Source organism: Streptomyces tailanensis, from assembly GCF_008386495.1.
GTDB lineage: Bacteria > Actinomycetota > Actinomycetes > Streptomycetales > Streptomycetaceae > Streptomyces > Streptomyces tailanensis.
Genome location: NZ_VTHJ01000134.1, coordinates 1 through 7084, shown reverse-complemented (window position 1 = coordinate 7084; position 7084 = coordinate 1). Strand labels below are relative to the sequence as shown.

The 7084-nt window shown below is 70.0% G+C and carries 8 protein-coding genes; 5 read left to right on the top strand and 3 right to left on the bottom strand.

Annotated elements, in window-relative coordinates:
* Positions 1–71: 71 nt before the first annotated feature.
* Positions 72–1313: an RNA-guided endonuclease InsQ/TnpB family protein gene (locus tag F3T56_RS45025; RefSeq protein WP_149831247.1), complete on the bottom strand. Its 1242-nt coding sequence runs from the start codon at positions 1311–1313 to the stop codon at positions 72–74.
* Between the two features lie 287 nt (positions 1314–1600).
* Here F3T56_RS45025 and F3T56_RS45020 point away from each other — a divergent pair, with 287 nt between their 5' ends.
* Positions 1601–2059 carry an LPXTG cell wall anchor domain-containing protein gene (locus F3T56_RS45020; RefSeq protein WP_149831246.1) on the top strand — a complete coding sequence of 153 codons (459 nt, stop codon included), beginning with the start codon at positions 1601–1603 and terminating at the stop codon, positions 2057–2059.
* Between the two features lie 81 nt (positions 2060–2140).
* Here F3T56_RS45020 and F3T56_RS45015 read toward each other — a convergent pair whose 3' ends face one another.
* A complete protein-coding gene (locus tag F3T56_RS45015) occupies positions 2141–2773 on the bottom strand; it encodes a winged helix-turn-helix transcriptional regulator (protein WP_149831245.1) in 633 nt (210 codons plus the stop codon).
* 81 nt (positions 2774–2854) lie between these two features.
* Here F3T56_RS45015 and F3T56_RS45010 point away from each other — a divergent pair, with 81 nt between their 5' ends.
* Positions 2855–4063 carry a pyridoxal phosphate-dependent aminotransferase gene (locus tag F3T56_RS45010; protein WP_149831244.1) on the top strand — a complete coding sequence of 403 codons (1209 nt, stop codon included), beginning with the start codon at positions 2855–2857 and terminating at the stop codon, positions 4061–4063.
* Here F3T56_RS45010 and F3T56_RS45005 read toward each other — a convergent pair.
* Entirely contained in the window at positions 4044–4805 is a 762-nt protein-coding gene (locus F3T56_RS45005; protein WP_149831243.1) for a hypothetical protein, read from the bottom strand. The genes F3T56_RS45010 and F3T56_RS45005 overlap by 20 nt on opposite strands.
* A 225-nt stretch (positions 4806–5030) precedes the next feature.
* On the opposite strand from F3T56_RS45005, the gene F3T56_RS45000 reads away from it, so the two are divergent.
* The 3 genes from F3T56_RS45000 to F3T56_RS44990 all read left to right on the top strand — a co-directional run bounded on the left by F3T56_RS45000 (position 5031) and on the right by F3T56_RS44990 (position 6911).
* Positions 5031–5564 carry an HAD domain-containing protein gene (locus F3T56_RS45000; RefSeq protein ID WP_149831242.1) on the top strand — a complete coding sequence of 178 codons (534 nt, stop codon included), beginning with the start codon at positions 5031–5033 and terminating at the stop codon, positions 5562–5564.
* 3 nt (positions 5565–5567) lie between these two features.
* Positions 5568–6164 (top strand): histidine phosphatase family protein, encoded by a 597-nt coding sequence (locus F3T56_RS44995; RefSeq protein WP_149831241.1) that lies wholly within the window; start codon positions 5568–5570, stop codon positions 6162–6164.
* Between the two features lie 87 nt (positions 6165–6251).
* A complete protein-coding gene (locus F3T56_RS44990) occupies positions 6252–6911 on the top strand; it encodes a hypothetical protein (RefSeq protein ID WP_149831240.1) in 660 nt (219 codons plus the stop codon).
* Positions 6912–7084: the final 173 nt, after the last annotated feature.

Genomic DNA, 7084 nt, shown 5'->3' with positions numbered 1-7084 from the left:
AGCATGGATCCACAGCGATCAGAGCCAGCCCTTGACCAGCCCACCTGCGGCTTAACTACGCGGCATTGCCGCTAAAGCGACGGGCTTGCACAACGGGCGTCACTGGCTGTGGCGCTGCGTTTGCGTCCAGCCCCACCGGCACGCTGTCGCGGTGGTGGGGCAGGGGCCGTTGACTCGGCCCCGCGTCGCCACAACTCCCACGCTCTGGCGCGGATGTTGCGGGAGCTGTTCCGGTCCGCGTGATCAACGAATCCGCAGGACCGGCACGCGAAGCGGGCCTGTGAGACCCGGTTCGCTTTCTCGATGTGCCCGCACTCGGCGCAGGTGCGCGAGGTGTACGCCGGATCAACATAGACGACCGGCACTCCCGCCCGGCGGGCCTTGTACGCGATGAAGCTGCCCAGCTGGGCGAAGGCCCAGCTGTGGAGGGTGGCCCGTTGGGGCTTTCGAAGCCGTACCCGTTCACGGATGCCCGTCAGATCCTCCAGGGCGATCCCGCGACCGGTGCGTTCAGCCTCGGCCACCACATGCTTCGCGATCTTGTGGTTGATGTCTCTGGCCCGCCGCGCCTCCTTGCGCCTGCGCTTGTTCAGGCGGCGTTTGGCGGACGGGGTGTTCTTCTTCTGCAGCTTGGTGCGCAGTTTCCGTTCCCGCACGCGGGTGCGGTTGAGCTGACGCCCGGCCATGATCTCGCCGTCCGAGGTGGTGGCGATATTCACCATGCCCAGGTCGATGCCGAGGAAGTCCACCGGGTCGGTGTTCAAGGACTGTTCGGGGACGTCACAGGTGGCCAGCAGGAACCACATGCCGTCCCGGCGCACCAGGTCCGATTCACCTTTGCGGTACAGGGCGAGGGTGGCCAGCTGCTCCTGGCTCGCAGTGAAAGCCACCTCCTTGACCCGCCCGGCAGTCGTCCAGATCGAGATGCGCCGCTCGGCGATCTGCCAGGACAGCATCCGGTCGTCATACGGCTGCCCACCCTGCGGGCGGAAGACAACCGGCTTCTGCACCGCCCGGCGATACCGCTTCGAGCCGGGCCTGCCCAGATTCCCCGCCTTCAGGTTCGCCTTCAGCGTGGCGTACGCGTCGCAGGTCTTCTTGATCACGTGCTGGGCAGCCTGCGCCCCCAGCCCCCACCGGGCCTTGATCTGGTCGTAGGTGTGCTCGCGCAGCGCGAAGTTCCGCTTCACGTCCTTCTTGAACGCCACGCCGCTGGCCCAGGTGGCCGCTTCGTTGCAGGCACGCAGGGTCGCCTCAAGTGCCGCCGCCTGCACAGGCGTCGGCAGCAGCTGCACCTGCACCACCAGCTTCACGATCACCCAACGTACGCGCGTGCACGACAGCCCACCGCATGTTCACCATCTGCCACCCGACCGGGTGACATTTCCGTCGAGCAGCAGCACCGGCTCCGCCGGAAGCGACACCCGGCCGCTTCGCGGCCCAACACGCACCAGCGACACCGCGGCGCTCCGCGCCGCGACCACAAGGATGCGATTCCTCCCGGGCGTGAACGACTCCGTTGGGAAAGTCGTGATTCGAGCGGGGCTGTGTCGTTCGTCTTACTGATGGCTATGGTCGTTGGCGGGACAGGGGGATCCGGATGTTGAAGCAGCCCAAGCGGAACATGAACAAGCTCCGCTTCGACACCGAGCACCGCTATCTGCCGCGCGAGACGAAGGCATCGGTGCGCACGCTGGCGGACAACACCAGGGGCGGTGACGCGAACCTGCTGCTCCTGGGCGGCAACACCGTCACCTCCGATGTCTCCGGCGGGAGCAACGACCCGGGCCCGGACCCGACTCCCGAGCCGACGCCGACACCGACCGATCCGGACGATCCGGACGATCCGACGGACAAGCCCTCCGATCCCGCGACGCCCCCGGCCAGCGGCGGCGGCAGCGGCAGCGGCGGCAAGGACGAGCAGGACCCGGAGGGGGACCTCGCCGACACCGGTACCGGCACCCCGGTGGGCCTGATCGCCGGACTCGCCGCGGCCCTGGCCGCCGTCGGTGGCGGACTGGTGTGGTGGAAGCGCCGCCGCACCGCCGACCAGGAGTAGCCCGACAACAGCGCTCCCACAACGGCTTCGGCCCCGCACCCCATGCATCGGCTGGGTGTGGGGCCGATGCCGTCCACCGCCTCACCCCTCCCGCAACTCCTTCGCCAAGGCTCCGTCGCCCTCCACCTCGACCCGCCTCTGCCGTACGGCGTCCCGCAGGCTCAACTCCCCCCGGCCGAGCGCACCGCAGGTCGCCGCGTCGATCGACAGCCGGACGTCCGGTGACTCGGGCGCGGCCCCCTCCCCGTAGACCGGCCCTTCTTCCGCACCGACCCACACATGGAACCGCCCCTCCTCCAGCCCCACTTCGACAAGCCCGGCGGCACACCCGTCGAGCCCGCGCAGCAGCGGCAGGGCGAACCAGTGCGCGCGTACGGCGTCGGTGGCCCGGCGCTCGCCCAGCGCGGCCGAACCCCACGCCCCGAGCGCCTGCAGCACGGGCAGCAACTCGCGCCCCCGCCCGGTGAGTTCGTAGACGTAGGCAGCACCCGGCGGCGGCAGCCGACGCCGCGTGGACAGTCCGTCCCGCTCCATGTCCTTCAGCCGCGAGGCAAGAACATCCGTGCTGACACCCGGAAGGTCCGCGTGGAGGTCCGTGTAGCGGCGCGGACCGGCCAGCAGTTCGCGCACGATCAGCAGGGTCCAGCGGTCGCCGACGAGGTCGAGCGCCCGGGCGGCGGAACAGTACTGGTCGTAGCTTCGGCGAGGTGACATGCGACGCAGTCTAGACATGTCATTGGACTTTCCAAGTGCTGACTTGGTAAAACCAAGTAACACCAGATACTGGAGGGGCGCATGGAGTTCCGGCAGTCGAACAAGCTCAGCGAGGTCTGTTACGAGATCCGCGGCCCCGTGATCGAACACGCGGACGCGCTGGAGAAGGCCGGCCACAGCGTGCTGCGCCTGAACACCGGCAACCCCGCGCTGTTCGGCTTCGAGGCGCCCGAGGAGATCCTCCAGGACATGATCCGGATGCTCCCGCAGGCGCACGGCTACACGGACTCCCGGGGCGTCCTCTCGGCCCGCCGGGCCGTCGCCGGGCGCTACCAGAACCTGGGCCTGGCCGTCGACGTCGACGACGTCTTCCTCGGCAACGGCATCTCCGAGCTGATCTCGATGGCCGTGACCGCGCTGGTCGAGGACGGCGACGAAGTGCTCATCCCCGCCCCCGACTTCCCGCTCTGGACGGCCGTCACGACGCTCGCGGGCGGCAAGGCGGTCCACTACCTCTGCGACGAACAGGCCGACTGGTACCCGGACCTGGACGACATGGCGTCGAAGATCACGGACCGTACGAAGGCCGTGGTCATCATCAACCCGAACAACCCCACCGGCGCGGTCTACCCGAAGGAGATCATCGAGGGCATCCTCGACCTCGCCCGCAGGCACGGCCTGATGGTCTTCGCCGACGAGATCTACGACCAGATCCTGTACGACGACGCCGTGCACCACTCGGCCGCCGCGCTCGCCCCCGACCTGGTGGTCCTCACCTTCTGCGGCCTGTCCAAGACGTACCGCGTCGCGGGCTTCCGCTCCGGCTGGCTGGTCGTCACCGGCCCCAAACAGCACGCCCGCAACTACCTGGAGGGCCTGACCATGCTCGCCTCCATGCGGCTGTGCGCCAACGCGCCCGCGCAGTACGCCATCCAGGCCGCGCTGGGGGGCCGCCAGTCCATCAATGAACTGACCGCGCCGGGCGGCCGGCTGCACGAACAGCGGAACGTGGCCTGGGAGAAGCTCAATGAGATCCCCGGTGTGTCGTGCGTGAAGCCGAAGGGCTCGCTGTACGCCTTCCCCCGCCTCGACCCCAAGGTGCACAAGATCCACGACGACGAGAAGTTCGTCCTGGACCTGCTCCTGAGGGAAAAGATCCAGGTCGTCCAGGGCACCGGCTTCAACTGGCCCACCCCCGACCACTTCCGCATCCTCACGCTCCCGTACGCGGAGGACCTGGAGGCGGCGATCGGGCGGATCGGGCGGTTCCTCAGCGGGTACCGGCAGTAGGTCGGGACCGCGACCCAGGGCGCATCAACGGCAGGTCCTCGCCCCAGGCATCCAGGACGGGTCCGTGGCCGGCCTCTCGTGCCGCGGCCTCGACCTGGACGAAGAGTCGCCGTTGTGCGTCCGTGTCCCCTGTCGCCGTGATCCGCCCGAGGCTGTCGAGGAGTGTCGTCGTGTGCCAGCCCGGCAGGGGGAACCGCTCCAGTTCCCACTCCAGGTACTTGTTGTAGGGGCTGGGGCGGTGGTGGAGGGTGAACAGGAAGTCCAGCAGGAAGCGGACGCTGTCGGCGGCGTCGAGCCGGGCTGCCAGTCGGTGGCCGTCGCGAGCGTTCTTGATCGACCGGTAGAGGGAGTTGGCGTAGGCGTCCAGCAGACCGGCCGCCTCCCGGAACGCCTCGTCGGGGTCGAGGCGCGCCTGGGCTGCGACGAGCTCCGCGATGCCGCCGTCGAGCCGGTCGAGCACGACCCGGGCCCGGGCGAGGGCGTACCTCTCGTGTCCCCCGAGTCGGCGGAAGGCGCCGACCGTGGTGACGAGCAGGTCGAGTTCGGCGGACCTGTGGCCGTCGAGCCGTGTGAGGTCACTGTCGACCCCGTCGGCGAGGACGACGTACACGTCGTGGTCGGAGTGCTCGGTGGCCATGCCGTCGTGCGCGTGCGAGCCCTTGAGGACGAGTCCGACGACGGCGGGGTCGTCGGTGACGCGGTCGAGCAGGGCCTCGTAGGTGAGAGGGAACGAGGGGAACATGTCGTGATCTCCAGTGGGGGCGGGGGCTGGACATGCCGGATCGCCCTCGCCGACCGCCGAACGCCGACGGACCGACGAGGACACGGCCGTACCGTCCATGGCGGCGGCGCCACCGCCGCCTCCGAGATCAACGCATGGTCGACACGCTAATCCGTCCTCGGCCGTTCCCGCAGCCGCTTTCCGGCTCCGGGATCCACGGCCGGATCCGACGGGTAGCCCTTCCCCATGACTGACCGACCGCTGCTGCTCCTCGACGTCGACGGCCCCCTCAACCCCTTCGGCGCCCGCTTGTGGCGACCCCGTGGTTATGTGACCCGCCGGGTGCACCCCGCCAACTGGTCGGCGCGGCAGAAACCGGGGTCGCGGCGGCTGCGCCGGGGGCTGCGGATCCGGCTCAACCCGGCGCACGGGGAGCGGCTGTTGGCGCTGCCGTACGAGCTGGCGTGGGCGACGACGTGGATGCACGAGGCCAACGAGATGATCGGGCCGGTGATCGGGTTGCCGCGGGATCTGCCGGTCATCGAGTTCACGAACCTGTTCGCCGAGGACCCGGAGGGGCTGTACTGGAAGACGCGGCGGGTCGTGGAGTGGGCGGCGGGGCGGCCGTTCGTCTGGGTCGACGACATGATCACCGATCTCGACGTACGGCATGTCGCGGAGCATCACGAGGGGGCGGCGCTCCTGCTGCGGATCGACCCGCGCAAGGGGCTGCGGGAGCCGGAGTTCGCGGAGCTGGAGCGCTGGGCTCGTAGCCTGTGAGGTATGGGTGATCTCTTTCTTGTGCGGCACGGTGAGACCGAGTGGTCGGTGTCCGGGCAGCACACCAGCTGGACCGACATCCCGCTGACGGACAACGGGCGGGCGCAGGCCCACGGCCTCGCCCCGCTGCTCAACTCGCACCATATCGGCGCCGTGTTCGTCAGTCCGATGAAGCGCGCCCGGGAGACGGCAGAGCTGGCCGGTCTCGCCGGGGCGCGGGTCGACGCGGACCTCCGCGAGTGGGACTACGGCGGGTACGAGGGGGTCACCACCGTCGAGATCCATCGCACCCGACCGGAGTGGTTCCTGTTCACGGAGGGGGTCGCGCCCGGACCGCCCGAGCATCCCGGGGAGAGCCCGGAGGAGGTCGGGGCGCGCGCCGACCGCATGCTCGCGAAGGCGCACGCCGCGCTGGCGAACACCGAGGGGTGTGTGGTGCTGGTGGCGCATGGGCACTTCCTGCGCGTCCTCACCGCCCGCTGGCTCGGGCTGCCGGCGTCGGGCGGGGCGCTGTTCCAGCTGGCCACGGGGACGGTCTGCCGGCTCGGCACGGAGCACGGTCGTCCGGTCATCGCCGGGTGGAACATCAGGCCCTCGTAAAAGTTGGAATGTCAGACCCTCCTCGTAGTCTTCGAGTGGGTTGATCGACGCCCATGAGTCGACGCTCCCCGGGGGAAGGAGGGTGCCGTGACACGACCACCGACCGCTGCCCAGCGGCGGATCATCGAGGCTGCCGAGCCGGTGACCGGGCGGCTGACGGGTACGGAGGCTCAGCTCGCGGCGCTGGTCAAGCGAGGGCTGGCGTTCCGGCATCCGCGCCCGCCGCACGACCACTTCCTGACACCGGCGGGCCATCGCATACGGGAGGTATGGGAGGCCGCCGCCCAGGTGCCCGAGGCGGCCCTGGCTGCCGATACGCCCGCCCCCGCCCCCGCCGAGTCCGGGGTGTTCGCGGCACGGGTCGGCGGTGAGGAGGCCACCGCGGCCGGGCCCGCGCGCATACGTGAGGTGCACAGTGCCTGGCAGGGGCTCCTGGAGCTGCGCCGGATGACCAATCCCGGCGGCGCCAGGGACCGCCCGTGCGGCTGGGAGCGGACGCATCTGGTGCAGGCGGCCGCGCTCGCCCTGGAGGCCGCGGGCCATCGCCCTGCCGGGGCGGACGCGCGGGCCGGTGGCTACCGGGTGCGGGCGACTCCCCAGCCGGAAGCCGTCGCCGTGCACGAGCCGGCCCCCGAGGCCCTGCGGGCCTGCGCGGCGACGCTGGAGAAGGCGGGCTGGCAGACGGGCGAACACACCGATCCCCGTACGCGGCAGCGGTATCTGCTGGCTTCCCCACGGCGGGCGTGATGGACTGAGCAAGCGCTCAGAATCATTAGCTCGATCGTGTGACGATCACCGACGTCCGCGGACTGATGGACCTCACGGTCAGCAAGCTGGTCGCCGATCCTCGCGAGTTGTTCCGGGCACTGGCCCCGTACCCGCGTCGTTCGGGCTGTGAGCATCAGCTCACAGCCCGAACG